The sequence below is a fragment of the Bartonella sp. AP3QHHD genome (assembly GCF_042195765.1).
GTDB lineage: Bacteria > Pseudomonadota > Alphaproteobacteria > Rhizobiales > Rhizobiaceae > Bartonella.
Map to the genome: position 1 here is coordinate 23,953 of NZ_JBHIPC010000089.1, position 24,395 is coordinate 48,347.

General features: G+C 39.3%; 21 protein-coding genes and 1 pseudogene. 18 read left to right on the forward strand and 4 right to left on the reverse strand.

The features are described 5' to 3' along the window. Positions 1-9 precede the first annotated feature (9 nt). The 9 genes and pseudogenes from ACFIL7_RS07590 to ACFIL7_RS07630 all read left to right on the forward strand — a co-directional run bounded on the left by ACFIL7_RS07590 (position 10) and on the right by ACFIL7_RS07630 (position 7,413). Positions 10-2,001, forward strand: a complete 1,992-nt coding sequence (locus tag ACFIL7_RS07590; RefSeq protein WP_375683488.1) for a hypothetical protein — start codon at positions 10-12, stop codon at positions 1,999-2,001. A gap of 65 nt (positions 2,002-2,066) precedes the next feature. Then, the gene (locus tag ACFIL7_RS07595; RefSeq protein WP_375634712.1) at positions 2,067-2,237 is read left to right on the forward strand and encodes a hypothetical protein; all 171 of its coding nucleotides are present in this window, start codon (positions 2,067-2,069) and stop codon (positions 2,235-2,237) included. A gap of 138 nt (positions 2,238-2,375) precedes the next feature. Then, a complete protein-coding gene (locus tag ACFIL7_RS07600) occupies positions 2,376-2,498 on the forward strand; it encodes a hypothetical protein (protein WP_375633524.1) in 123 nt (40 codons plus the stop codon). A gap of 158 nt (positions 2,499-2,656) precedes the next feature. Next, the gene (locus ACFIL7_RS07605; protein ID WP_375683489.1) at positions 2,657-3,574 is read left to right on the forward strand and encodes an MFS transporter; all 918 of its coding nucleotides are present in this window, start codon (positions 2,657-2,659) and stop codon (positions 3,572-3,574) included. Positions 3,575-4,368: 794 nt separating this feature from the next. Then, on the forward strand, positions 4,369-5,712 hold the full coding sequence (locus ACFIL7_RS07610; protein ID WP_375633526.1) for an MATE family efflux transporter: 1,344 nt from the start codon (positions 4,369-4,371) through the stop codon (positions 5,710-5,712). 341 nt (positions 5,713-6,053) lie between these two features. Continuing rightward, positions 6,054-6,179, forward strand: coding sequence for an NADPH-dependent FMN reductase (locus ACFIL7_RS07615; protein ID WP_375633527.1), 126 nt, complete (start codon positions 6,054-6,056; stop codon positions 6,177-6,179). A gap of 248 nt (positions 6,180-6,427) precedes the next feature. Then, positions 6,428-6,595: a hypothetical protein gene (locus ACFIL7_RS07620; RefSeq protein ID WP_375633528.1), complete on the forward strand. Its 168-nt coding sequence runs from the start codon at positions 6,428-6,430 to the stop codon at positions 6,593-6,595. Between the two features lie 270 nt (positions 6,596-6,865). After that, positions 6,866-7,273: pseudogene (locus ACFIL7_RS07625) on the forward strand (hypothetical protein). Beyond that, on the forward strand, positions 7,270-7,413 hold the full coding sequence (locus ACFIL7_RS07630) for a hypothetical protein (protein WP_375633529.1): 144 nt from the start codon (positions 7,270-7,272) through the stop codon (positions 7,411-7,413). The pseudogene ACFIL7_RS07625 and the gene ACFIL7_RS07630 overlap by 4 nt, the downstream one beginning before the upstream one ends. A gap of 825 nt (positions 7,414-8,238) precedes the next feature. Here ACFIL7_RS07630 and ACFIL7_RS07635 read toward each other — a convergent pair. After that, positions 8,239-9,459, reverse strand: a complete 1,221-nt coding sequence (locus tag ACFIL7_RS07635; RefSeq protein ID WP_375683490.1) for an MFS transporter — start codon at positions 9,457-9,459, stop codon at positions 8,239-8,241. 10 nt (positions 9,460-9,469) lie between these two features. Then, positions 9,470-10,249, reverse strand: a complete 780-nt coding sequence (locus ACFIL7_RS07640; protein ID WP_375633531.1) for a hypothetical protein — start codon at positions 10,247-10,249, stop codon at positions 9,470-9,472. Positions 10,250-11,230: 981 nt separating this feature from the next. On the opposite strand from ACFIL7_RS07640, the gene ACFIL7_RS07645 reads away from it, so the two are divergent. From ACFIL7_RS07645 to edd, 7 genes are all read left to right on the forward strand, one after another. Then, positions 11,231-11,926 carry a hypothetical protein gene (locus ACFIL7_RS07645; protein ID WP_375633533.1) on the forward strand — a complete coding sequence of 232 codons (696 nt, stop codon included), beginning with the start codon at positions 11,231-11,233 and terminating at the stop codon, positions 11,924-11,926. Positions 11,927-12,149: 223 nt separating this feature from the next. Continuing rightward, positions 12,150-12,359, forward strand: coding sequence for a class I SAM-dependent methyltransferase (locus tag ACFIL7_RS07650; protein ID WP_375618461.1), 210 nt, complete (start codon positions 12,150-12,152; stop codon positions 12,357-12,359). Positions 12,360-12,817: 458 nt separating this feature from the next. Then, positions 12,818-14,245 (forward strand): glutamine synthetase family protein, encoded by a 1,428-nt coding sequence (locus tag ACFIL7_RS07655; protein WP_375633534.1) that lies wholly within the window; start codon positions 12,818-12,820, stop codon positions 14,243-14,245. A gap of 11 nt (positions 14,246-14,256) precedes the next feature. Next, positions 14,257-15,540 carry an NAD(P)/FAD-dependent oxidoreductase gene (locus tag ACFIL7_RS07660; RefSeq protein ID WP_375629621.1) on the forward strand — a complete coding sequence of 428 codons (1,284 nt, stop codon included), beginning with the start codon at positions 14,257-14,259 and terminating at the stop codon, positions 15,538-15,540. A gap of 120 nt (positions 15,541-15,660) precedes the next feature. Continuing rightward, on the forward strand, positions 15,661-17,133 hold the full coding sequence (gene zwf, locus ACFIL7_RS07665) for a glucose-6-phosphate dehydrogenase (RefSeq protein ID WP_375633535.1): 1,473 nt from the start codon (positions 15,661-15,663) through the stop codon (positions 17,131-17,133). Between the two features lie 10 nt (positions 17,134-17,143). Further along, positions 17,144-17,896, forward strand: a complete 753-nt coding sequence (gene pgl / locus ACFIL7_RS07670; RefSeq protein WP_375618432.1) for a 6-phosphogluconolactonase — start codon at positions 17,144-17,146, stop codon at positions 17,894-17,896. A 54-nt stretch (positions 17,897-17,950) separates the two neighbouring features. Beyond that, positions 17,951-19,774 (forward strand): phosphogluconate dehydratase, encoded by a 1,824-nt coding sequence (gene edd / locus ACFIL7_RS07675; protein ID WP_375634707.1) that lies wholly within the window; start codon positions 17,951-17,953, stop codon positions 19,772-19,774. A 66-nt stretch (positions 19,775-19,840) separates the two neighbouring features. On the opposite strand, the gene folD is transcribed toward edd, so the two are convergent. Further along, positions 19,841-20,740: a bifunctional methylenetetrahydrofolate dehydrogenase/methenyltetrahydrofolate cyclohydrolase FolD gene (gene folD / locus ACFIL7_RS07680; protein WP_375618434.1), complete on the reverse strand. Its 900-nt coding sequence runs from the start codon at positions 20,738-20,740 to the stop codon at positions 19,841-19,843. Positions 20,741-21,055: 315 nt separating this feature from the next. Here folD and ACFIL7_RS07685 point away from each other — a divergent pair, with 315 nt between their 5' ends. Next, entirely contained in the window at positions 21,056-22,936 is a 1,881-nt protein-coding gene (locus ACFIL7_RS07685; protein ID WP_375642958.1) for an AsmA family protein, read from the forward strand. Between the two features lie 315 nt (positions 22,937-23,251). Here the strand turns inward: ACFIL7_RS07685 and ACFIL7_RS07690 are convergent, their stop codons facing one another. Next, positions 23,252-23,395, reverse strand: a complete 144-nt coding sequence (locus tag ACFIL7_RS07690; protein WP_273790383.1) for a hypothetical protein — start codon at positions 23,393-23,395, stop codon at positions 23,252-23,254. 235 nt (positions 23,396-23,630) lie between these two features. Between ACFIL7_RS07690 and ACFIL7_RS07695 the strand changes: the two genes are divergently transcribed. After that, the gene (locus ACFIL7_RS07695) at positions 23,631-24,374 is read left to right on the forward strand and encodes a 16S rRNA (uracil(1498)-N(3))-methyltransferase (protein ID WP_375634705.1); all 744 of its coding nucleotides are present in this window, start codon (positions 23,631-23,633) and stop codon (positions 24,372-24,374) included. Positions 24,375-24,395: the final 21 nt, after the last annotated feature.

Genomic DNA, 24,395 nt, shown 5'->3' on the forward strand with positions numbered 1-24,395 from the left:
TATCGCGTTATGGGCGGACGTGAGCTTTATAAGGGCTATATTGTTTCGGGTATCAATTGCATGGCGGGGGATGAAGCTGTTGAGTTTTCTGATACTGAAATTGTCAAATTTGGCCACGCACTTGGTGATGTGAATACAATAGAGCTTAAACGCGCACAAATTTATCGCACTATAGAAACACATTTAGATAAGGAATTGCGGCTTGTGCCTTTAGGGATTAAAGTTTTATCACTTTTTTTTATTGATGAGGTGGCTAAATATCGTAGCTCTGATGAAGAGCCAGCACTTTATGAGCGTATGTTTGAAGAATGTTATGAAGAGCTGTTGGCGAAAAAGAAATATGCCTCCTTGCGAACTAAGTTTGCGCAAAATATTCGAAACGTGCACGGCGGTTATTTCTCGCAAGACAAGAAAGGCGTGTATAAGGATACAAAGGGCGACAGCCAAGCTGATGATGACACTTATAACACGATTATGCGCGATAAGGAGTGGTTATTATCTTTTGCATGCCCCTTGCGTTTTATCTTTTCGCATTCGTCCTTGAGAGAAGGCTGGGATAATCCGAATGTGTTTCAAGTGTGTATGTTGATTGAACAAAAATCGAATTTTACCGCACGGCAAAAGATTGGTCGCGGTTTGCGCTTGTGCGTAAACCAACAAGGTGAACAGGTAGAAAATAAAGATATAAATGTGCTGCATGTCATGGTGAATGAAAGCTTTGCTGAGTTTGTGAGTACATTGCAAAAAGAATTAGAGGCGGATATTGGTTATAAACTTGGTACATTGCAGATGGAGCATTTGGTTGGCCGTATTTATGAAGATGTAAAATATGTGGCTGCTAAAGTGGAAGTATCGCAAGCACAAAAAATTGTTAAAATACTTGTTGCAAAAGATTTTATTGATGAGGCGGGTGTCGTTAAAGTAGATCAAAATTTAGTAGCGAGCGAATTTGATGCTATAGGGGCGGAGGAAATGCCACGCGAATTGCGTCAAGAAATTGTGAAAAAAACTGATGCGGGCGCGCTTATTAATGTTGAGATACTGCAAGATCTGATTTATATGACAGCTGTGACGGAAACAAAGATTCTGTCTTCGCAAGAGGCTGCTGATATATTGGTTGAGTTGCGTGAAAAAGCCTTGCTTACATCAGCAGGAAAAATCACAGATACATTAAAAGCGCAATGGGCAACTGGGACGTTAGATTTAAGTGAACGTTTTAGTAAAGGGCAAAAGCAGGCTGTGCTGCAGGCGCTAGAAGCGAGCCAAGCCATGCCGATTATTCGTAATGCTGCGCGCGAAGTGCGGGTTAAGCTTAAAAAGCAAACAGTGGCTTCGCCAGAGTTTTTGTCCTTGTGGGAGAAGATCAATAAAAAGACCACTTATCGTGCAAAGCTTGATCGCACAGAGTTTGTTGCCAAAGCAGTGGATGCAGTGGAAAAAATGGCACCAGTTGCGCCCGCGCATTTGGTTTATCAGACAGCAGAGATAGAACTGGATAGTGCTGGTGTGACCTATGAAGAGCAGTTATTAAAGCAGAGTGCGCTTGATTATAGTTTTTGTGCACTGCCGAACATTGTACATTATTTGACCTTAAAGCTGAAATTAACCGCAAAGACAATTATTGGTATTTTGACAAAGAGTGGTCGTGAGCATGAGTTTGTGAAAAATCCACAAGCTTTTTTAGAGTGCATAGAAGAAATACTCAATAAAACCTATGTTAATCTTACAATTGATGGCATTAAATATTTAAAGCTGGTCGGGCAAGAATATAGTGTGCAAGAGCTTTTTACCAGTGAAGAGCTTGTGGCAAATTTAGAGCGTACAGCTGTTGTGAGTGAGAAGAGTGTGTATGATCATGTGGTTTATGAAAGCAGTGTGGAGAAAGAGTTTGCGCAAAATCTCGATAATGACTCTGATGTAAGATTGTTTTTTAAACTGCCAAGAAATTTAAAAATAGCCACTCCCATTGGTTCTTATACGCCTGATTGGGCGGTTTTTTAGAGTGAGATGGCGCGCAAAAGCTTTATTTTGTACTGGAAACAAAAGGAACGAATAGCGAGTTTGATTTGCACCTTAAAGAATTACTGAAGATTAAATGCGGTAAAGCGCATTTTGCTGCACTGCAAACGAGCGTTGCGTTTAACGACCAGCCAGTGATAAATTGGCGTGAATATAAGCGTACTTTGCCCGAAGGGGCGCATGAGTTTCCAAGTGCTGCGGTGGTTGTTGCAGAATGATTGGTGCATGAAATACTTAACGTGGGTGAGGGGGAGAGCAAAGCTTTTTATATCAAGATAATAAATTGACAAAAGGTAGCTATAATGTACACTTCATGTTAAATTTAATTGTTTTCATTTAATACGGGGGGTAAAGTTATGAAAACTAAAAATATGTATAATCCACTGAAAAAAATTAAAATTAAGCGTGTTGATGTTGCTACGCTCAAAGCCCGAGTAAGTGAGCAGAAAATGGCTGCTCGATGTGCCCTTCTGAATTGAGATTTTAAAATATATAAAGCTGGCGGCAGAAAAAACGCTAGCTTTATAGCTTTTGGATATATTAATGACGATAGATTATGAAGTTAAAAAGTTGCTCTATGGCTGTGCGGCAATGAGTGGGGGTCGGCTGATTACAGATTCTTTCCATGCTTTTTTTCTTGTCTATGGGCGTTAGTATAACACAGTTAGCTTTATTACAAATTGTGTTTAGCGCAGCTATTTGTATTTTTGAAGTGCCTTGTGGGATTTTAGGAGATAAAATTGGCGTTAAAAAAAATGTTATCTTATCATGTTTCTTTTTTTCGCTCTTTTTCTTTTTATGTATCTACGCGCCTAATCTTTTTGTCTTAATTCCGGCAGAAATTATTTATGCTTTAGGCTTTGCTTTATGTTCTGGCGCTGATAGCACATGGATTAAAGGCTTAATCGACGGCGGTGGTTACAAGGGTAATTTGATCTACCACCAAGTAAACGCCTATAAACGGGAACTAGCGGCATTCATGAATATGGTTGCTGGTGCGCTAGGTGTTCTTATTGTTTTGTGTATGGATAATTATCAGTCAGCATATTATTTTTTTTCTTTCGGGTTTCTCGTGCTTGTATTCTTGTTTAGTCGGGTGACGGGGATAGCTATTGCATCCGTTTCGGATAGTCAGCCAATAGACTCAGGTTCTTTGTTGCATGCAACAGAAGCTTTTGCTTATTTAGTTACCTCAAAGATCGGGTTATATTATATATTGATATGTGGTTTTATTGTTGCTGCATTGCAGCCAGTATTTCATTTTTGGCAACCTTTTATTTTGGGACAAACAGGAGTATTAGACAATGCAACAGGAAAGACTAAAATTCTTATTCTTGGCCTGTGCTTTGTGTCTTATACTCTCGTAAAATACTTATTTAATCGCTTTGTAATTAAATATTTTATGCAAAAATACGCTCCTATGGCGATAACTTTGTATTCACTAGTCCTGAGTGCTGTTGTTATGCTTGCTCTGCTTCTCGTTGCAAACAGTTGGGCCCCATTATTTTATTCACCGTATTTCACAGTTTTTTTCTGTCCCCGTAACGCAGTTTGAAGCAGAATTTTTTAAACATATTCAACAAAAGAATGCAAATACGGTTTTATCCATTGTTAGTTTTCTTGCTCGTATTTTTGGTATTTTAGCGCTTGTGCTGATTGGTTGGTTGGCAAACAATGTTTGTATAGAAGCAGCTTTTTGTTTCGCCTTGGTTTGTATATGTTTAATTATCCCGCTTAATTTGGCTTGGCTTTATACTGATAAAAAGTTAATAAAGACGAGGAGGTTTGAGAGTGAAGATACAGTTGAATAGGGACTTGCCTATGACTTACATAAAGACACAGGAAAAAATAGTGTGTGGGTCATCTTATATGGATTTAGTCGAAATTAATAGCTGTTTTAATCGGTGTATAGGCACAATGGATTGTAAAAATGCTAATGCCTGTGTTTTTTGACAACTTGGTCGGCTTTGTTTTTTTACGTATGTAAGCAGCGAATAAGCAAAGGTTAGCACAGGTGTATTACTTGCAGTACCAAAAAGTTTGATTAAAAATACTAAAAATGGATATACAAGACGAACAAACGGCTCGCTGAGGATCTTTTATCAATGACTGTAGTTGCTTGGGGGCATAATATTGTACAAAAAAACGCATGGCATAAAGTCCAAAAAACCAATAAAGGCGCATTGCGCTTTTTTTTAAGAACTGGGCATCTCCTCTTACCGTAATGCGTTCTCATTATGCATCCTTTAGGCAAGACTTGCGATGGAAAGGCTTTACGGAAAAAATCAATGTGTTTTGTTTAAAAGATCCGATCTTAATACACCTTTCAATATGGAAGGGTATTTCACAATGTTTGTTGTGATGAAGCAATTGCTATCTCTTGGTATGCCACTGGCTATAGGGTTTATCTCTCAGATGATGATTTCCTTCACAGATGCAGCGCTTGTAGCGCATTTAGGCGTGCAAGCCTTGAGTGGTACAATGTTAGCTCTGAGTATATTTAGTTTTGTTATGTTGCTTGGGCTAGGTATTATTACCGCGGTTGCACCAAAACTTGCGGAAAGTTTTCGCAGACAAGATAGATATGCATTAAAGGCATGGTTTGATCAAGGAATATGGCTTTCCCTTTTGATTGGAATGATGAGTGCGATCATTTTACTCAACACGAGGAATATTTTGTGTCTTCTCGGACAAGATGAGGCAATTGCTACTATAGCGCAAGAATATAATCGTGGCGCTGCTATAGGGGTGGTGTTTTTTTATCTTTATGTAAATAGCCGGGGATTACTGTCAGCAATTGGTAATCCAAAGCCCTTAACCTGGGTTATGCTTGCGGCTATCCTTGTGAATTTTCTTATCTCTTGGCTGCTTATTTTTGGTATAGGTTCTGCAAGCGGATTAGGTGTCTTTGGTGCAGGAATTGCGAGCAGTTTGATCCGTATTTTAATTGTTATTGCAGCAGCAATAATTTTGTCCCGCAATTCTGCTTTTCATTCTTTTCGCTTTAATTATTTGAGACCAAAGTTAGAGATTTCACGAATAATAAAATTGCTGCGAGTAGGGCTACCCATTGGTATACGTATTCTTATTGCGGAGGGCTTTCCTTCGGTCATTGCATTTATGATTACGGCTTATGGGGTTGAATCTTTGGCCGCGCATACGATAGGGATGCGTCTCGATATGCTTATTTCTGTGGTGGCTTTGGGGATTTCCAGCGCAGCCGCGACAATAGCAGCGTGGTATAGAGCAGATAGGAATAATATGGCTCTAAAACAATTGCGTATGAGTGTCACAGTTTTTGCTGTAGCTTATGTCTTGTTTTTATCAGGGATTGTTTATCTCTCTTATGGATTCATCCTTACAACCATCTTTAATATTTCTTCAGAACGCGTTGTTGTTTTCTCTTGGGAGTTGCTTCCGTTCATCTTATTGTCTTTTGCTTTTGGCACTTTAGGAGCTATGCTCAATGGCATACTTGTGGGTTTGTTTGATACGTTTTGGTCAACAATTGTTGTAGCAATAAGTTATTGGGGGTTAGGCCTATTGGGGGGAGCGCTAATGGCGCATTTTTTTGAATATGACTTTATTGGCTATTGGCTTGGCATGATTGGTGCAAGCTTAATCGTTTCTATCTTTAATTATATGCGCGTGGGTTATTTAATAAAATGCAATCCTATGTTTGGGGCAGAGTGAGTGTTATAAAAGCGCTTGTAAAGCACTAGCTGTGAAGGCATAGCTATTCACCGTCCATAGAGGCTGTTTTGCTTCTATAGAGATAACAATATAGCTTACAAAACTTGCTTAATATTGAAAAGAAGTGCCTTTGATTGTAGTCTTAATATTCTTTATTGAATTTTAAAATAATATGGATTTATTAAAATCATTCGGCTTCAATTTAAGAGTAAGCTCGGTAGATTGGAAGAGTTTAATACCTTAAAAAATGACGAGAAAAAACGTGCTTATATTCATACGCCGTTGAGGAGGCATTTAAAAAAGTTGTTGTTTTTATAAGTTATTACCATTGCGATGCTAAAGTGTATACATTTGTCAAAACAATCGCAGACGCTGATGATGTTATTCTTGCAAGCCCTGTTTATCACGGGTCTTATTCAGGGGGATTGAAAAATGCTCTTGATAATTTAGATTATGATGCTTTTTAGATAAAGCTTTTGGTCTTTTCTCTCATGACAATACAACCAAAAATGCGCACTGCCATGTGTATATTTGGTACTAATTGTGCATATGCTTTATGGACAGGCACTGCAATATCAAGTTGCTTCAGCTAAAGATGATTTTGTGTCTGAGAATGCAGTCCGTACATGGAGACTTAGCAGCGCAAATGTACGGGTTTGCTGCGCACATCTTGCTGATAAAATGTACAAATTTTAAAATAATAAGGGTGGAGGATATGATCAAAATTGATAGGAAATACCGTTATTTAGTCGTTGGTGGTACAGGAATATTGGCTCCCTTGTGCCGGTTATTAGGGCTGAACAACGTGATTATCGCAGCGCGTTTTCGTTCTCATCAATCCAAAATTGAGTTATTTCAGACAAGGGCTAAATGTATATTTTGAAGATTATTATAAGCCATAGGCACAATTTTAAAAAGGGATACCACTATAGACGGGCTTGAAATATTGCATATTATGGAGGGCATTCGCCTGCACATGCATTTTCGTGTAGGTTGAGATTGAACGGTTGGTCTTCTTACCGAAGCTGCTTGCGTATTGTTCATGTTTTTGGTTCTAATGCAGAGGATAAAATAATCTCTGGATGTGCGCATCATAATAAGATTGATCCCACATCTGTAAATTAGGTCGGAAAAGGCGATCATATGGCCGGCGGTGGTCAATGAGAAAAGTGTTTATGATCATGTGATTTGTGAGAGCCGTATTGAGAAAGAGTTTGCGCAAAATCTTGATAATGACTCTGATGTAAGATTGTTTTTTAAACTGCCAAGAAATTTAAAAATAGCCACTCCCATTGGTTCTTATACGCCTGATTGGGCGGTTTTTTTAGAGTGAGATGGCGCGCAAAAGCTTTATTTTGTACTGGAAACAAAAGGAACGAATAGCGAGTTTGATTTGCGCCTTAAAGAAATGCTGAAGATTAAATGCGGCAAGGCGCATTTTACCGCCCTTGAGACTGGTGTGGTGTTTAACGAGGCACTGGTGATGAGTTGGCGCGATTCTAAGCGGGGGGTGGTGGTAGAGAGAGTGGGGGGCTGTGGTAGGAGTGGGCGGCACGAATGACGCTGTCTTTAGTTGCGTACCACCAAGCTAATTTTGTGCTTTGCGAAATTCGCCAAGGCTTTTGGACGTACCGCGTTTATCGCGTAATAAAATCTTATGAATATCATGCAGAAGGCGCGCAGAAACGGGTGATTGCGTGACTAGCTTCCCAATGCCGTAATAATGCCGTAATTAAGTACAGCCACATAATGAGATAGCTCTTCAATATCATCAGTCGCACTGATACTTTTTTTTATTTTCAAACAATAATAGGTCAGATGGTAACGATTATGTCCTTTCTATCTAAGAAAAGAGTAGCACCGCTTGCGTATATGCACGAGTAAAAGTCAATCAACATTGGTCTGAGGTAAAAACCGCCAATTATTTCTAATACACCTAAGGATTTCATAGCTTGCTCTAACGGTTTATATAAAACTGCCCTTTTAAAAGATGGATTGGGCGGCAAATTTATTGGGATATAGGCTTTATGAATCTCTCGAACTAAGCTTTCTACTATGCAGGTCCTAAGGCGTGAATGCATATATGGTCGCATCTGTTGCTGCATTGTGTAGGCAGGGATCCTAAACTAGGAAAGGAGGGCTGCTCTTTTAATTACAAAGGAAGAATACGGCGCGTAAGTGCAGCAAAATGTATTTTGAGGAGCAGTAAAGGGGTGAGGCATTTGATGTCCAGCGGGTAACGGATTAACTGGAGTATAAGTAGGCATTGCTAGGGCGGAGTTTTTAGTTAAGAATTGCACTTCGTACGCTATAAGCTCTCTGCATCCTTCATATAGGCGTTGGATCATCGCCCAATGCAACGTAAAGGGGCTGTTTTGTCTTTAGCGTTTGTTTGGCTGCTTCTATAGTGCCGCTGGCTCTATCAGCCATTATGGTGATAATTTTCTCATCCAAAGAACAGATCAATCGATTGCGTAATAGGGTATGTGTGCCTTTTTTGACCGTGTCTTTTTTTTAAAGCAGCTGTTACCTCGTGGCAGGATTGGGTGTGTTTATATGATCAGCCTGCCAAAGAAATGGAAGCGTTATCGCGATAGCCACCAATAGGAGCCCAGCGATAAAGGTGGCAGCAAACTGCAATGATATAAAAGAACCAAGGACGCCGACCAAAAAGCTTCCGACCGGCGTTCCAGTATAGCCTATCACTCGAAAAGCAGAATTAGCTCGCCCGAGAAGTTGCTTTGGTGTGAGGCGCTGCCTGAAGGCGGTAACACCAATAAACCATAAGCTTGCTCCAATGCCAGCGATAAAGGTGACGCCCCATACGACGACAGCACTTTTTGAAAAGGCTGGAATCAACAGCAAGACAACCGTTCCTAAACCGTCAGTGAGAACAGCTAGGCGCACCGGTGCATAACGTATATGCGGTGCAAATAAGGCACCTGCCATTGTACCAAGCGCGTAGGCTGCAAACATCACGCCATATTGGCTGCTATGTAGGCCCAGATACCGACTGTCGGTAACGAAGAAGATGAATGAGGTTAGGAATGCTCCAAATACCACCGATAGAAAGAATGTGAGTAATGTAAGGGAGGTAAGATGCCGATTTGAAAAAATGAAATGAAAGCCGGCAATGATATAACGGAAAGTGATGTTTTCTTTATCAGGTGTTGGCGATGTCGGAACAGCATGGCGAGCGGTAAAAATCAATGTGATAAAAAGCACGATTAACAGGCCGAGAAATAGCAGTGTGCTATGCGCTAAAATGCTGCTTGTTATGACAGGGGCAAGAAAATAGGAGACCCCGAAATCTAAAAACAAGACAATAGAGTAGAAGGTCATCAATCGCTCTCCCTCCATGATAAGTGGTGGAATCGTCATTATATAAGCTTCGGCAGAAACGACGATGAATCCAGCAATGGTTGCATAGAAGAAAATTTGTTCGGTTGGAGTAATCTGTATCATGAGCAGTACGAACAGGACAATATGCAGTAGCATGAAGATGAAGAGAGCCGAGGTGGCAAGTTTTATTTTGTCGCAGCGATCAAGTAAAGCGCCTGCAAGGATGCCGAAAATTGGCCACGCTAATGAAAAGAGACCTTGCGCCCAACTTACTCCGATTATGCCATATCCAGATTGTCTTGCTAATAGCGGGATGGCAGTGCGCAAAGCACCGCTGAGTAAGGCGAGCAGACTAACGGTTAGGCAAAAATAGCGTATGTTCTTGTTGGCAAAAAGCGTGAACATTCTGTTCTCCTTAAGATGCCACACAGGTTTCCGCTGTTCCATCAAGTACGGCGGTTGTATTCAGCATGTTTGCGACATAGTCGTCCAAGATATTCCTGTCTTCCTGAGGTAGAAGAAAATACATAAGGTTGGAATACCATTGCCAACCACGCTGAGTCAGCTGGAGATTGTTATCACTTTCTGCGATGAGACCTGCACCTATGAGCTGTTGTAGGTTATTGTATACGAAAGAGGGAAGTGCGGTCCAGTCAATTCTTTCTTTTTTGGCATAGCCGTTATAAGGTAGCCGCATACACAAAGCTTTGGAGGCTTGTTGCTCCGCTGATACCCAATTGTAGTATACTTTGGATTTTCCTTTAAGTTGTATGTCGGTAATGTATCCGCTTCGACTGGGATTGGCTCGTGTGACGAGTGAGCCGAGAATCGACAGTGCTGACGCCCCAAAGCCAACCACATAATTGTCATGATAACCATGCAAATATTTGTGATAGCGGAAATAATTAGCTGAACTCGTTTTAGCGAGCGTTAGAGGAGTGTTATTGGCAATTTTGATATAGGAATGCCCATTACACGGCGCATAGCCGCAGCTGCGCATAACGATATCGCTAAATAATCGAAGCATCTGTCGATGCTGTAGGCTGGACGGTTTTAGCCCTTTTTGTGCGTAAGACTTATGCAGTTGCGACGTGATAGCCAGATTGTTGATTGCATAGAGGTTGATGGTTTCAGGGTGAAGCTCGCTGGCTTGCTTCAAATCGTATAATAGTTCTTCAGCTTGCTGGCTGTGCATGCCATATAGTAGGTTGAAACCGACATGTCCAATTATGTCTTGTGATCAAGCCACGGTATTGTTGATTTGTTCACGTGTTGAGGTGAGGTTAAACAATGATCGGAAACGCTCAATGAAACTCTGTATGCCGAAGCTGATTCAGTTAACGCCGATCTCACGGGCAGCATAAAGTTTATCACGTATGACGCTCTTCGGTTCGCTTTCCAGTGTAAATTCGGTTAAGGAAGAGAGCTCAAATTCGGCATGCAATACTTTTCCGATGTGTCGGATATTATCTGCGGACAAAAGCGACGGTGTGCCGCCCCCCTATATAGATGCTGCGGATGGGCCCTCTAAGCGAGCGAATGAAATTTCCTTTGGTTCTGATCTCTGTGGTAAGCGCTGACATATAAGATTCGATTTGCTTAACGTGCTTGTAGGCCCCTTTCTGAAAGGGACAGAAGGAACAGATGGTTTCGCAAAAGGGAATATGCAAATAAAGAGAAATGGTACGCGCTTGTGGAATCTGCTTACTTTGCGCTAGTTTATTAAAGTCTAGGTAATCGTAAAATTCATTTGAAATAGTGCGAAATAACGGATATGTGAAGTTGTAAATCGGCTTGAGTTGATCGAACTTCACAAAAGGATGATCCACGAGTTGCATAGCTTACCTCCCCCAATTTCTTAACTCGCACTATATTATTGACGGGCGACAGGTGATCCAATCATCCGAGTGTATTACCAAAGATTTTTACGGAACATAATGAATCCTCCTTTTGTAGAAGTTATATGTATTATACATATAACTCATTATATGAACAGATGAGCTTGTTTAAGAGGCAATGTAAAGATAAAAATATAAAAGAACTTTCTCTTGCAGCCTTATGGTCTGATATTGTAATTGGTATCCTGTTTTACGCGGTCGGGCTATGAATGCCTAGGGCGAGAAAAAGCAGGGTATTTTAATGGACGTGCGGGGTATCTTTGTTATGTTGCTGGGATTTGGAATTTGCGTCTGGTTATGAAATATCATTAGCGCAAAAAGATGGTTTTAAAGGTAGAGATACATTTTTTAATATCCCTGTAAAACTTCGAGAAGAGATAGAATTATCTATTAGAAAACATATAAATATCCAGTGTGATAATATTATCGAATTACATGACATCATCACTCTTGCACGCCATTTTGACATATTACCTAAAATCTCATTGAGATTGTGCCATGTACTGGCAAACGGGGATAGATCGTGTTTTGGTATGACTGCGGCGAAGTTACGTGCCGCATTATCTTTGCTAGAATCCAATAGGATTAGGCTTAATGGGGTGCCTTTGCATGTGGGCTCTAATTTGAATTCGACTGAGTTAATAGTATCCACCTTAACTAAGGCTGGAAAGGATATTTACGCATTGAAGGATCAAAAAAGTTTTATCAGTCTAGGCGGAGGATATCCGACTTCCACAGCATTTTGCGATGCCGTGACGGTCAATGACGAATACCCTCGTAAAATTTATGAGGCATTATCACAATTGGGTTGTGATTTACATAAGCTTACGGTAATTATTAAACCTAGGCGTATTATATCTAAAGATTATGGTTATTTATTCTCAAATATTAGCTCTATAAAAGAACAGAATGGTACGAACTTAATTATAATCTGGGCTCTGGGGATGTGTGCTCAATCTGCACAGTATCACTAGATCATAAGTCAAAGTATGTGAAAGTAACTGATACAAAAAAGATTTTACGATAGTGAAAGATCGACGTAAAGGACGTTAGTTCAAAGGAAATTGATATTATTGTGTTCTCATATCCTGATTTTTTGGCTTTTTAGATATAAATAACACACCTCCTAGTGGGCTGGAAACTATCAAATGTTGGATCACGCATGGCGCAATTAGCAAAAAATCCTATCTATTGGATTTGGTATGCTCTACTAGATTCTCAGCTCTAAATATTGTGTGCGAAGTGCAATGTCAAGCGGTGGGAATTGATATAAGTGCAGAGTCTGTACCATCCGCTCAGAACAAGGTTGATAGCTCTGTTATGCAGACGATGGTTAAGTTTCATGTCGGAAATGCTGAGCGTATGACTTATCCTGAAAATACATTTACGCATATTATGGCGGGGTGAGTGTTTGTAAGCACTAGCTGTAAAGGCTACTCACCATCCTAGGGTGTTTACTTCTATGTGGATAACAATAGAGTTACAAAACTTGCTTCATATTAAAAGAAAAGTTTCTTTTCTTTTAATATGAAGCATTGCTACAACCAAAAGGAAATTAAATATCTCGCCTTTATTATTCTCGTCAATGTTTGCTTATATATGATTATTTGAATCGGAATTAGGTTACGTACAATATGGTATTTCTCGCTATTTTATATAAGGAGAAGGTTCGCACCGATGTATCGGGTGCAATATCAATTTTTTCACTATGGTGATAGGATAGCTTTTTGAGCGTAAAGTTCTTTTACCTTGATAGATCTTATAGTATTCTTCAAAAATATCAGTTGATAAATTTTTTTCGTGTCGTTTATGCATGGGCTGATACAATAAGAATAGGACTTGATTGTTTTTAAAGTTGGTATGTTATGGCTGTAAAAAATGGTAAACAAACGAAAAGTAAGAATTTTAAACCTGTCTCTCGTTTTCTCAAAAGTTTACGTGGTGTGCGCAATTGGGAACAAGTTTCACAATGGCTTGCTTTTCGTAAGGTAGAGGATATTGAATGTATTACGCCTGATCAAGCAGGGGTACCACGGGGCAAGATGATGCTTTCTAAAAAATTTACATCGGAAACATCATTGGCATTGCCTTCAGCAGTTTTTATGGCAACAATTTCAGGGGATTATCCGGAAGATGGTCATGGTTTTGAATATCCTAAAGAAGATGGTGATTTACGCCTTGAGCCTGATCTTTCTACGTTAAGCATTGTTCCATGGGAAGATGCTCCTACGGCACAGGTGATTTGTGATCTTGTGTATCAAAATGGTCAGGTTGTGGATTACACACCACGCAATGTTTTACGAACAGTGGTTCATTTTTACACAAAAATGGGTTTAAGCCCTGTTGTGGCACCAGAAATTGAGTTTTATTTGGTACAAAAAAATCCCGATCCTGATTATCCGTTAGTTCCACCGGTTGGTCGTTCTGGGCGTTCAATTGGTGGTGGACAGGGGTATTCCATTGCTGGTGTTAATGAATTCGATGATTTGATTGATGATATTTATCAATTTTCAGAGGCACAAGGATTGGAAATTGATACCCTCATTCATGAAGAAGGAGCAGGACAGTTTGAAATCAATTTACGTCATGGTGATCCTATTGAATTAGCGGATCAAGTTTTTATGTTTAAACGAACAATTCGTGAAGCAGCACTAAAACATAATATGTATGCAACTTTTATGGCAAAACCCATTCAAGGGCAGCCGGGTTCTGCTATGCATATTCACCAATCGGTTGTTGATAAGAAAACCGGTATGAATATTTTTACACAGGAAAATGGTGAAGAAAGTATCTGTTTTCGCCATTTTATTGGTGGATTGCAAAAACATATGCCAGGCGTACTTGTGATGCTTGCGCCTTATGTGAATTCTTATCGACGTCTTGTCCCTGATAATTCGGCTCCTGTTAATTTGCGGTGGGGATATGATAATCGTACTACAGCTTTTCGAGTTCCCCGTTCTGCTCCTCAAGCGCGACGTGTTGAGAATAGGCTTCCTTCATCAGATGCGAATCCTTATTTAGCCCTTGCGGCTTCTTTAGCGTGTGGTCTTATTGGTTTGCAACAAAAAATTGAGCCGGATGAGCCAGCGATAAATAATGTAAACGCTGATAATATTGAGTTACCGCGTGGGCTCATTGAGGCAGTCAATTTGTTTGAACAAGATACAGTGATACGTGCTATTTTAGGGGATGTGTTTGTCAGTACTTATGCTGCAATCAAACGACAAGAGTTTGAAACTTTTATGGAAGTAATCAGTCCGTGGGAGCGTGAATATCTCCTGCTGAATGTTTAAATTTTATGACGATGATTGATTATAATTCAATTTCTCCAGGAATTTCTTGGTATGAAGATGCTTTAAGAGAACGTCCCTCTTATCCTTCTTTTTGTGAAAACAGACAGTGTGATGTGGTCATTATTGGAGGCGGATTTACGGGTCTTTCGGCTGCTTATCATTTAGCCAAGGCTGGAGTAGATGTTGTTTTATTTGAAGCATCACGTTTTGGTGATGGTGCTTCAGGGCGCAATGGTGGACAGCTGGGAACAGGGCAACGGCAATGGGTAGAAACATTAGAAAAAAAGTATGGTTTTGAGCGAAGTAAAGCTCTATTTGATTTAGCAGAAGAAGCTAAAAGAGATATTTTAGCTTTATGCGCAATGCCTAATTGTCCTTGTGATTTGATAGGAGGACAGCTTTCTGTAACTCATAAAAGGCGTGAGCTTCTCTCTTATCAACAGCATATTGAGGCGATGCAGCGTTATGGCTATCACGCGCTTACTTTTATGGATAAGGCTGAAACATTTGAGCGACTTGGATCAACTTTTTATTGTGGTGGTATTTATGATGCGGATACCGGTCATATAAATCCCTTAAAATTGATTATTGGGTTGGCAAAAAGAGCACAAGATGCTGGTGCTAAGCTTTATGAGAAGTCACAAGTAACGACCGTAAGGCGCAAGGGAGCACATTGGAAAGTAATAACAGAAAAAGGTAGTGTAACAGCAGAGCATGTTTTACTTGCAACAAATGGGTATAAACTTGGTCTGGAGCGTTTTATTGAAAAAAATATTGTTTCTATTCGCTCTTATATTGGAGCAACGGACCCATTACCAAAGCATAGTTCAATTCTTATAGGGGGGGAATCGGTTGATGATTCCCGTTTTATGGTTCGCTATTTTCGCAAAAGCATTGATAATCGTCTCTTATTTGGTGGTGTAGAAAGTTATGATAATAAGCATCCTCTAAATTTAGATGAACGTATAAAACGGCAAATTGTTGAAATTTATCCTCAATTACATTCTATCAATTTAAGCCATCGGTGGGGAGCAACGGTTGCCATCACAGTTGAACGCATGCCCTATGTTCGCCAAATTTTTTCAAGGATGACTTATTGTGGTGGTTATTCAGGGCATGGCGTTATGCTGGCTCCTTTCGTGGGAAAATTATACGCAGAATGGTTAACTGGAAAATATGAACGTTTTTCCTATTTCCAAGACTTAAAGATTTCATCTTTTCCGGGAGGAAGAGTTTTGCGTTATCCGCTTATATTTTTAGCAATGCGTTGGTTTTCTTTATTGGATCGCCTTTAATGGAAACATTGCTTGAAATGAAGAAAATTAATGGCTTATTTAGTATCTGTCTGCTTTAATGATGAAAGCTTTTATAAGTGATATGGGATTTCATAATCGAATAGAAAAATAAACAAGTTCATGGTGCGTAAAATTATTCCAGTTTCTTCCTTTGATTGTATTGTTTTTGGTGGCAATGGTGATCTGGCGTTGCGCAAGCTTTTGCCGGCTTTGTATCATTGTCAGTGTGCTGGGCAATTCAGTGAGCCAACACGTATTATTGGGGTTTCGCGCACTTCCTTAAGTCGTGAAGAATATCAAAATTTTGTCCGCATTTCTTTAGAAAAACATATCCATCCAAAAGATCTCAATTCAACAGAACTCAATCGTTTTCTTGCACGTTTAAGCTATGTTTCTGTTGATGTTTCCTCAAATCGAGGGTGGGAGGATTTAGCCCTTCTTCTGTCACAAGATTCAGCGGATATTCGAGCTTTTTATTTGGCTGTTGGTTCGTTACTTTTTGCTGATATTGCGATGAAGTTGGAAAAAAATGATTTGGTGACAGCACAAACACGGATTATCATTGAAAAGCCAATTGGTTGTGATGTAAAAACAGCTGTTTCACTTAATGATGTATTTGCAAGCGCCTTTAATGAAGAGCAGATCTTTCGTATTGATCATTATCTTGGGAAGGAAACTGTTCAAAATTTAATGGCATTGCGGTTTGTTAATACACTTTATGAACCGCTATGGAACTCCAATTATATTGATCATGTTCAAATAACCGTTGCTGAATCTTTGGGGTTAGAGGGGCGTACAGAATATTATGAAAGCACTGGTGCTCTACGCGATATGGTTCAAAACCATATGCTACAATTACTTTGTTTGGTTGCGATGGAAATACCATTTACTAACAGTGCTAATGCTGTGCGCGATGAAAAACTTAAAGTTTTACATTCTTTAACACCGCTTGATGTCCATAATGTAGGGCAGCATACTGTACGTGGGCAGTATCTTTCTGGTCTATCAAATGGTATATCGGTAGAGTCCTATTTTGATGATCTGGGAAGAGTGAGTAAGAGTGAAACATTTGTAGCACTTAAGGTTAAGATTGATAACTGGCGTTGGGCTAATACGCCTTTTTATTTACGAACAGGTAAGCGCATGTTCACGCGAATGTCTGAAATTGTTGTGGTTTTTAAACCTATTCCTCATAATATTTTTAATGTGGATTTAGATGAAATTTTTTCTAATCGGCTTGTAATTCGTCTCCAACCTGATGAAGGTGTAAAACAATGGTTGATGATTAAGGATCCAAGTTATGGCGGTATGCGGTTTCGTCACATTCCATTAGACATGAGTTTTGCTTCCGCATTTTCTGAACGTAATCCTGATGCTTATGAACGTTTATTAATGGATGTTATTCGTGGAGATCAAACACTGTTTATGCGTCGTGATGAAGTTGAGGCTGCTTGGCGTTGGATTGATCCAATCATTGAGGGATGGGAAGCAATAAAACAGCCTGTTCACAGTTATAACGCTGGTTCGTGGGGGCCGTCTGCTTCGATGAGCCTCATGGAACGTGATGGGCGTATATGGAACAATTTAGTTTAGAGCAATAAGTATGTATAGAATGAATATTGACCGTTTAGATTTTGAAACCCCTCAGACTTTAGCCTTGGCATTAGCAGATCGAGTAGCCGCAGAGCTTAGTGTATCTGTTCTTGAGCGCAAGAGAGCAGTTTTAGCGGTGTCTGGTGGTAAAACACCAGAATTGTTTTTTCATTATTTGTCAAAAGCGGATATTGATTGGCAAAAGATCATTATCACTTTGGTCGATGAACGTTTTGTCCCTACACACGATGAACGTTCAAATGAATATATGGTACGGTGTCATTTGTTACAAAATTTTGCCGAAAAAGCACGTTTTGTAGGGCTTTATCATAAAGCAATTACTGCTGAACTTGCTGCTTTTTCAGCGGCGAGTCGTGTTAATACTTTGCCTAAACCCTTTGATGTTGTTGTTTTAGGAATGGGGGAGGATGGACATACGGCATCTTTTTTTCCTGATGCTGATCGTTTAAAGCAAGCGCTTGATTTACGAACACAAGCACTTGTTTTACCCCTTCATGCTAAGAGTGCTGTTGAGCCAAGACTCTCACTAACTTTGCCAGTTATTATGCAATCTCGTTGTATTATTCTCCATTTCGAAGGTTTTCAGAAACGCGATTGTTTTGAAGAAGCTTGTCAAGACGGGTTTGAAATAGAAATGCCTATTCGGGCAATTTTGCGTAATTCCCCTCATCTCGTTCAGGTTTATTGGTCGCCTGCAGAAAATGAAATAAGTGAATCAAAGTATGCGACACAAGGTGAATAAAACGTAATCTCTCTCAATGAATGAGGGGAAGAAACAATGAAGGGGGAGAGAAATATGGCACTTTCCAAGACAATTGCCACAGTTACACGAAGGATTTATGAACGTTCTCGATCAACACGAGAAATTTACTTAGATCGTATTGCAAAAGCACAAGTTCATCGCCCCAAACGGAGTTTTTTAGGATGTGCCAATCAGGCTCATGGCTTTGCTGCTTGTAGTGCAATAGATAAAGAGCGTTTGAAGGGAAATATCGTTGGGAATATTGGCATTATCACGGCATATAACGATATACTTTCAGCGCATCAACCTTTTGAAAAGTTTCCTCACTTAATTAAAGAGTCGGCCCGTATGGTTGGTGGTGTTGCACAGGTTGCAGGTGGTGTTCCCGCGATGTGCGATGGTGTTACACAGGGAAATGCGGGGATGGAGCTTTCCCTTTTTTCGCGTGAAGTAATTGCAATGGCGACAGCTATAAGCTTATCACACGATGTCTTTGATGCAGCATTGTATCTTGGGGTGTGTGATAAAATTGTACCAGGTTTATTGATTGGTGCACTAACATTTGGTCATTTACCAGGAATTTTTATAGCAGCTGGTCCCATGACAAGTGGTCAAGGTAATGATGAAAAAGCGAAGATACGTCAACTTTACGCGGAAAATAAAATAGATCGCCAAACACTTTTAGCATCAGAAGCACGTTCTTATCATGGGCCAGGAACATGTACATTTTATGGAACAGCTAACTCTAATCAGGTGATACTGGAGATGATGGGGCTTCATATGCCGGGAGCTTCTTTTATTAATGCGAATACACCATTGCGTGATGCTTTAACAAAAGAAGCTACGAAACGTGTACTTGAAATGACAGATCTTGGTGATCATTATAGTCCACTTGGTATGATCATTGATGAGCGTTCTTTTGTGAATGCCATTGTAGGATTAAATGCAACAGGAGGTTCTACCAATCATACGATTCATTTGATTGCTATGGCTGCTGTTTGCGGTATTAAATTGACATGGCATGATATTGCAGAAATTTCATCCGTTGTGCCTCTTTTAGCGCGCATTTATCCTAACGGTTTAGCAGATATTAATCATTTTTATGCTGCGGGGGGAATGGGATTTATTATTCGCGAGCTTATCGAGGCAGGTTTGGTACATGAAGATGTCTCTACGGTTTTTGGTAAAGATCTCAATGCTTATGCAATTGAAGCAAAGCTTTCTGCTGATGGTCATGTGGTACGTGAAGCGGCTCTTAAGGAAAGTGGTGATCATAAGGTGTTAGCGGGGTGGAGAAAGCCATTTCAGCTTGATGGTGGTCTTCGTGTTTTATCAGGAGATTTGGGAACAGCTATTATAAAAGTTTCCTCTGTTAAACCAGAGTATTGGCAGATTAAAGCACCAGTCTTTGTTTTTAATGATCAAGAGGAACTACAAAAATCTTTTAAATCTGGAGTGTTGCATAATAAAGACTTTATCGCTGTCATTCGCTATCAAGGACCAAAAGCCAATGGTATGCCAGAGCTTCATAAATTAACGACCATTTTAGGCGTTTTACAAGATCGCGGTCAAAAGGTAGCATTGATAACCGATGGGCGTATGTCAGGAGCGTCAGGAAAAATTCCTGCTGCTCTCCATGTGACACCAGAAGCAGTGGATAATGGCCCCATTGCACGTTTGCAGGATGGTGATATTGTTTTTCTTGATGCTCATGAGGGTAAATTAACTCTTTTGGAGGATTTAGCAAAATTTAACGCGCGAAAAATCATACCTCCGGATCTTTCAAAAAACGAACATGGTGTTGGACGCGAACTTTTTCATGTTTTTCGTCAATTCGTTAATCGTGCAGATCAAGGGGCATCTGTTTTTATGACATGAAAAATGCAAAAATAAATAAGCTGAACCATATACAATGAAACCATATACAAGGAATTGTTACAATTTTTAGAATTTTGGTATAGGCAGATTGTGTGATCGCGCAGCTGCTTTGAGTGTATTAACCATAAGCATGGCAATTGTCATTGGTCCAACGCCTCCTGGAACAGGGGTGATCGCAGCAGCTTTTTCTTTTACGTTTTCAAAATCGACATCACCAACAAGACGTGTTTTCCCTATACCTTTTTCTGGTGCAGCAACGCGGTTAATACCGACATCAATAACAATTGCACCATCTTTTATCCAGTCTTTTTTAATCATTTGTGGGCGGCCTACAGCTGCTACTAGAATATCAGCGCTTCGACACACATCATCAAGGTCACGGGTACGACTATGGGCAATTGTCACAGTGGCATTGGCTGCTGTTAAAAGGGCAGCCATAGGTTTTCCAACAATATTAGAGCGTCCAACAACGACAGCATCAAGTCCAGATAAATCTTGCCCACAGTGTTGTTCAATCATCATCATGGCTCCAGCTGGAGTGCAGGGAATCATCGCATCTTCAAGTGCGTTTGCTGCGAGTTTTCCTACATTAATATAATGAAAACCATCAACATCTTTTTGGAAAGCAACGGCTTGTGTTATGCGATTTGTATTCATATGAGCAGGGAGAGGCAGCTGTACCAAAATACCATGAATTTTGGGATCAGAATTTAATGTTGCAATAAGTTGAAGGAGTTCTTTTTCTTGCGTTTCTTTGGAAACGACATGTTTGATTGAAAGAAACCCACATTCTTCGGCTTTTTTATTTTTTGAGGTGACATATACTTGACTTGCAGGATCATCTCCAACGATAATAACAGCGATACTAGGTTGTATATTATAGTGATGGCGGAGCTTTGCTGTTTCGGCCTTAACTTTCACAATAATCTCTTCAGCAAGTTTTTTTCCGTCGATAATATTATTCATTCAGAGATCCTTTCGGTAAGGCTGTTTGTTTTTTTTGTAAAGCATTTTCTAATAATACGATAGAGTTTTATAGCAATATTCATATGAGAACAGTAAGAATGGTTTTATAATGTTGTGGATTTATAGTTTTGAAGACTTTTAAATAATTGCTTTATAAAGAAGCAGCAACATTGCTGTTTGAATAAATTTTGGATAAAGAACAAAAATAATGAAGATACAAAGTGGATATAGTGAATTATAGGGTTATAAAAACTTTTTATGATCATTTAAGTTTGTTTTTAATCTGTTATAGGGGGATAAGTATAGAGGGATAATGTGCGCATCAGAATAATAAAATTTTTGAGCGGAGTTTTTATTACAATTATCTTTTTATTTGGAGTGGGGATTCTCGTTTTACCTTATCTTATTTCTACAGATGCGATTCGTATTCGTTTAGCGCAGGATTTAAGTGCATGGACGGGTTACAATGTGCAATTGCGTGATCCACCGCGGTTACATCTTTTTCCTTATCCTAAAGCATTTCTTTCTGGCGTTACTTTAACATCAAAAATGGATGATGTTGCGCCATTAATGGAAGCTGAATCAATAGAAGTTGATCTTTCTGTCGTCGATCTTCTTTGGGGACATATTTCTTTTTCAGAGACGCGGATTATGCATCCTCAATTTGTTATGGAAAAGCCTGTTAAAACAATAGCAGATTTTTTTGATCGGTTTTCTCGCTCACAAGGTGCATTAGGGGTGGCAATACGTAATACGCGTGAAATATTAAAACATAATCCTGAGCATCCAGAGATAGAGCACCTTTTAAAACAACCTTTTGGACGGATTGTCATTAAAAATGGTGTTCTTGTGTATCACGATAGTTTTTCAGGAGTAGCAGAAAAAATAACAGGATTAAATGCAACTTTAGATTGGCCGGAATCAACTCAGGAAGTACGGTTACGTGCAGATGCGCGTTGGCGCGGAGAGTTTACAAAATTATCACTTGATGCTTCTCAAGCATTACTGCTTTTTGCTGGAGGCAAAAGTCATATTAGGGCAAGTCTCAATTCTGTACGTGGGGGAATAACTTTTACAGGAAAGGCTCGATTATCTGAATATTATATTTTTGACGGAAAAGTGTCAATGCGTTCTCCTGGATGGAATCAGACATTGTCTTGGGTTGGTGGAAATCAGTTTTGGGGACATAAATTAAAAATACCCATTGTATGGGAATCTCATTTTTTAGCGCAGCCAATGCATATCCAAATGAACAATGTTACATTTACGATGGGGAAAGCCAATGCGCGAGGAGCTTTAAAACTCGATTTTCAAGATTATGTACCAAATGTCATGGGCTCTTTAGCCTTTGATAATCTAGACCTTAGCCTCTTGGGTTCAATGTTTTTTTCAGGTAAAAAGAAAAATGCCTGCTTTGACATTAGAACTTTTGATTGTATTGGCGTGGATATACGACTTTCTGCGCCACAAGCTAAAATAGGAAATATTTCACTCACAAATTTAGCTGCTGCAATACAAATAAGAGATGGTCATGGTATTTTTGATCTTGGACATGCGAATATTTTTGGTGGATCTGTGCAAAGTAATATTGAAGTTACCTCAGCTGGACAGAAAGTGCGTATTGGAGGAAATATTTCAGGTGCTTCTATTGATATGCAGGAGACTTTAGAAATCTTGGGATTTATTCCATTTATACAAAGCAAAACGAATTTTACTGCAACGGTACGAACACTTGCTGATTCTTGGCCAGAAATTTTTACGAAAATGCAGGGTGAGTTAACACTGAAGATGTCTTCTGGTCGGCTATTAGGGTATGATCTGAATGAATTACAAACAAGACTTTCAAATAAACAACAATTTCTTTTAATGAATAATGATACTTTTTCAACAACATTTGATCACTGGGATATTCAGACAAGCTTTTCAGAAGGTATGATGAAGGTAACAGAGTCATTAATGCGTACAGCAGACTTGAGCTTATCCATTCAAGGAATCATTGCAACTGCTATTGCGCAAGGGAAGGAAAATGAACTGATATTACAGGCACAACTACGCAAAAACTATAGATCAGAAACTTTATGTAAAGATGTCCAATGTCTTGCTAATAGCCTTGCATGGCCTTTTACATTTTCTCTAAGCTCTAAAGGACAAAATCATGGTGATTTTTGGGTTACAAAAGATATTAACGCAGATTGAGTATCGTTTTTCATCTGTATAATATTCTATCCTATAATGGTAATTCGTCTTTTTACAACTTAAAATTGTCTTTTAAATTTAAATCAGAGCTCCCATTATCGGAAGATTCTCTCATTTTAAATCCGTTCGTCGTGAAGCAGTAAAAACCATCCTCACCGTCATAATAAGTGAGGTTGGTATAGATAAATGACTGAAGAGAGGAATAAAAAACCTTCTTATGGAATCTTTCAAATACAAGAGATTCATAATATCGGTGCTAATCTTATAAAAATTGCTAAAAAACATTAAAATTTTAAGGAGGATGTTGGCCAGTGCTTATTGAATCGCAGAAGAAATACCATAGCCATCTTTGGTAATTGTATGCTTCCCGTCGGCTCCAACAGAACCAATTCCCACTGTAATCAAAATAAAGGCTAAGAGGGTTGTAATCGTAATAATTGTAGCTTTTTTAGCAGACATATTTTTCCTCCACGGATGCATCAATGACTGAATGCAAAGATGAATGGTGCATTATTTAAACTTTTATGAAAGCAGAATCACTTAAGGATCTATAAGTTCCTATTATTATCTCATAAAGCTAAAAAAACTCTATAATTCTTTAATATATTATAGTTCTATAGATATAATTTTTTCTTTTTGCTATATATTTTTCTTCATTTTCTCGATGACGATAGTGAGCATTGGCAAAATTTTTATGCGCATAAATTATAAACTTAAAAGATTATTTATCCGACAGACATTGGCTTTGAATGAAGAAATAAAGATAGAGGGGGCACAAGCTTCTTATCTTATGCATGTTTTGCGTATGAAAGAAGGAGCAGAAATTTTACTTTTTAATGGACAGGATGGTGAGTGGCTTGCTAAACTTATCACTGTTAAGAAAAAATTTGTTGTGGTTCAGCTTATCCATCAAGAAAGATTACAAACGACGCATTCCAATCTTATTTATTGCTTTGCTCCACTCAAAAATGCGCGGTTGGATTATATGGTGCAGAAAGCTGTTGAAATGGGGGTATCGATTTTGCAGCCTGTTATAACGCATCATACGCAGGTTACGCGTATCAATATGGCGCGTATGGAAGCCAATGTTATTGAAGCTTCTGAACAGTGTGGAATTTTATCTCTTCCTAAATGCGTATCGGCTCTATCATTAGCAGAACTTTTAGCACAGTGGGATGAGACACAGCCTTTATTCTTTTGTGATGAAGAGCATAAATTGCATAATCCATTACCTTCTTTTAAAAAGCGTGACGTTACAACACCTGGTATTCTTATTGGACCGGAAGGTGGCTTTAGTGAAGAAGAGCGGAGCTTTTTAAAAAAACATCCTTTTGTGTTTCCAATATCACTAGGTCCGCGTATTTTACGCGCTGATACTGCCGCTGTTGCTGCTTTGGCTCTTCTTAATGCTACCGTGGGGGATTGGGCAATGGATTGAGAAATCTGTAAAATCATTCTA

Bases quoted from the DNA above. Each gene is read 5' to 3' on its own strand.
- ACFIL7_RS07635 (WP_375683490.1), bottom strand. From the start codon at position 9,459: ATGTTCACGCTTTTTGCCAACAAGAACATACGCTATTTTTGCCTAACC.
- ACFIL7_RS07640 (WP_375633531.1), bottom strand. From the start codon at position 10,249: ATGCACAGCCAGCAAGCTGAAGAACTATTATACGATTTGAAGCAAGCC.
- folD (WP_375618434.1), bottom strand. From the start codon at position 20,740: ATGAATAATATTATCGACGGAAAAAAACTTGCTGAAGAGATTATTGTG.
- ACFIL7_RS07600 (WP_375633524.1), top strand. From the start codon at position 2,376: ATGAAAACTAAAAATATGTATAATCCACTGAAAAAAATTAAAATTAAG.
- zwf (WP_375633535.1), top strand. From the start codon at position 15,661: ATGGTGCGTAAAATTATTCCAGTTTCTTCCTTTGATTGTATTGTTTTT.
- ACFIL7_RS07590 (WP_375683488.1), top strand. From the start codon at position 10: ATGGGCGGACGTGAGCTTTATAAGGGCTATATTGTTTCGGGTATCAAT.
- ACFIL7_RS07690 (WP_273790383.1), bottom strand. From the start codon at position 23,395: ATGTCTGCTAAAAAAGCTACAATTATTACGATTACAACCCTCTTAGCC.
- ACFIL7_RS07695 (WP_375634705.1), top strand. From the start codon at position 23,631: ATGCGCATAAATTATAAACTTAAAAGATTATTTATCCGACAGACATTG.
- ACFIL7_RS07620 (WP_375633528.1), top strand. From the start codon at position 6,428: ATGATCAAAATTGATAGGAAATACCGTTATTTAGTCGTTGGTGGTACA.
- ACFIL7_RS07610 (WP_375633526.1), top strand. From the start codon at position 4,369: ATGTTTGTTGTGATGAAGCAATTGCTATCTCTTGGTATGCCACTGGCT.
- ACFIL7_RS07630 (WP_375633529.1), top strand. From the start codon at position 7,270: ATGACGCTGTCTTTAGTTGCGTACCACCAAGCTAATTTTGTGCTTTGC.
- pgl (WP_375618432.1), top strand. From the start codon at position 17,144: ATGTATAGAATGAATATTGACCGTTTAGATTTTGAAACCCCTCAGACT.
- ACFIL7_RS07660 (WP_375629621.1), top strand. From the start codon at position 14,257: ATGATTGATTATAATTCAATTTCTCCAGGAATTTCTTGGTATGAAGAT.
- ACFIL7_RS07655 (WP_375633534.1), top strand. From the start codon at position 12,818: ATGGCTGTAAAAAATGGTAAACAAACGAAAAGTAAGAATTTTAAACCT.
- edd (WP_375634707.1), top strand. From the start codon at position 17,951: ATGGCACTTTCCAAGACAATTGCCACAGTTACACGAAGGATTTATGAA.